Origin of the sequence: Breznakibacter xylanolyticus (genome assembly GCF_003254275.1) — a bacterium.
Taxonomy (GTDB): domain Bacteria; phylum Bacteroidota; class Bacteroidia; order Bacteroidales; family Marinilabiliaceae; genus Breznakibacter; species Breznakibacter xylanolyticus.
In genome coordinates this window covers 1-1,649 of the sequence record NZ_QKZK01000082.1, presented here as the reverse complement: position 1 = coordinate 1,649, position 1,649 = coordinate 1, and the positions used below count along the sequence as shown (strand labels likewise).

Below are 1,649 nucleotides of genomic sequence, written 5' to 3'. Positions count from 1 at the left end.
CTATTTTGAGGTGAAAAAAGGTGTTTTTTTAATGAATTTTGGATGGAAAGCTGCAAGATGGGTTAATACAAAAATTCTATGACTAAACAATTTGAGTTTATTGAAAATAAAAAAGGATTACATCATTTAGGAGGCGAAATTCCAAATGATTTTATTATACCTAAAAATGATTTTTTAGGAGGATTTCAATATATCGGTTGCGCATATGCCTAGTGGCGGATTGCGGACGATTCAACTATCAAACCGTGAATAAGTTTAAGCGGGCTAAAAGCCTTGCAAAGTGCAGTAAAACCGCCATTAGGCATATGCGATGTTGCAACCAGTTGTTTTTTACTTCAAAAGACTTTCGATTTCCTTTTTCAAGGTCGGTAAGTGTCTGACGATTGTTCCCCAGATAATTTCGTTGTCTATTTTGTCATAACCATGAATCACACGATTCCGCATACTGATTATCTGTTTCTTACTGGAAATATTCAATGAAGAGTCAAGCTTCTCAATCCGCCCCATTGCCTCGCCTATAATTTCAAATTCTCTTTCAACAGCTCGACGAAGCATTTTGTCCGCCATATAGACTTTAAAGTCTCTTTTTTCGCCTAAATACTTTTCAATTGAATCGATTGATTCGTGAATATCGAACAGGTATTTTTTTTATTTCAAGCTCCATAAATCAAAGTCTTGGTTTGGTTGATTGATTCAATAAAGTATGGGTTTGATAAGGATTTGTCAGTTACCAAATCTACGGGACGATGCAAAAGGTTTTCAAATTTCTCTGCCAATTCAAAATAGGTGTCTGCATATTCACCGTATTCCATTGGATTAAAAGAAATCAGTAAATCCACATCGCTTTCTTCATTGAATCTGTCTGTACATACCGAACCAAATGCAAACAAGGATTTTACATTATAGGAAATACACAATGCTCTAATTCTGTCGATATTTTCGGTAAGTAATCTTTGCATACTTTTCTTTTTTACAAACTTAGTAATCCAGTTGGAGTCTAGCAAGTTTGGGTCTTCCTACAATTGGTTGCAACGGGAAAATATCAAGAAAAGATGAAATTTTTGAATGGTTAAGTTTTGATATAAATCTTATTTGCCCAATATATTTAGATTTTGAAAAAATAATTCTTGATTATGAAAATCCGAAACAACCAAGTATAATTTATCCTCAAAATGGAAAAGATATTTCGTCTGCATATGACGATTTAAAAAATGGAACTATAATTGAGTTTGAAAAAATAAAATATTCGTTAGCCGAATTTGATGGATTAAATGATGAAAATTGGTTTGAGGTTGTTGGTATAACAGGGAATCCAGAATTTGAGCAAGATTTTGAAATTCCTATTTGTCCAAAAAGCAATAAAAAAATGAAGTTTTTGTGTCAATTTAGGACATTTGGTAAAATAAAAGCCCAAAAGACAATAAAATGTGAAGATGAATCAATGCAAGAATATTTCGATTTTCTAAATTTTTGGTGCGATGGAAGTCTTTTTGTTTTTGTTGAGCCTGATTCAAAAACCGTTTGCTATTTTATTCAGAATACATAAAAAACGCTACACAATATATAGGGATTTAAGCGGCATGTAATGCCTAGCGCGAATCCCAGGTTGAACTATATCCCGGATGCTCGGCTATGGATTTCTCAGCCGT

The 1,649-nt window shown here is 33.2% G+C and carries 4 protein-coding genes; 2 read left to right on the top strand and 2 right to left on the bottom strand.

What is annotated here, in order from left to right; all coding sequences use genetic code 11:
* The first annotated feature begins 78 nt into the window (after positions 1–78).
* The gene (locus tag LX69_RS18290; RefSeq protein ID WP_262509774.1) at positions 79–213 is read left to right on the top strand and encodes a hypothetical protein; all 135 of its coding nucleotides are present in this window, start codon (positions 79–81) and stop codon (positions 211–213) included.
* A 117-nt stretch (positions 214–330) separates the two neighbouring features.
* On the opposite strand, the gene LX69_RS17390 is transcribed toward LX69_RS18290, so the two are convergent.
* Both LX69_RS17390 and LX69_RS17385 read right to left on the bottom strand, forming a co-directional pair.
* Positions 331–618: a HepT-like ribonuclease domain-containing protein gene (locus LX69_RS17390; protein ID WP_262509775.1), complete on the bottom strand. Its 288-nt coding sequence runs from the start codon at positions 616–618 to the stop codon at positions 331–333.
* A gap of 35 nt (positions 619–653) precedes the next feature.
* Positions 654–959: a nucleotidyltransferase family protein gene (locus tag LX69_RS17385; RefSeq protein WP_111447292.1), complete on the bottom strand. Its 306-nt coding sequence runs from the start codon at positions 957–959 to the stop codon at positions 654–656.
* 47 nt (positions 960–1,006) lie between these two features.
* Here LX69_RS17385 and LX69_RS17380 point away from each other — a divergent pair, with 47 nt between their 5' ends.
* Positions 1,007–1,546: a hypothetical protein gene (locus LX69_RS17380; protein ID WP_111447291.1), complete on the top strand. Its 540-nt coding sequence runs from the start codon at positions 1,007–1,009 to the stop codon at positions 1,544–1,546.
* The last annotated feature ends 103 nt before the right edge of the window (positions 1,547–1,649 follow it).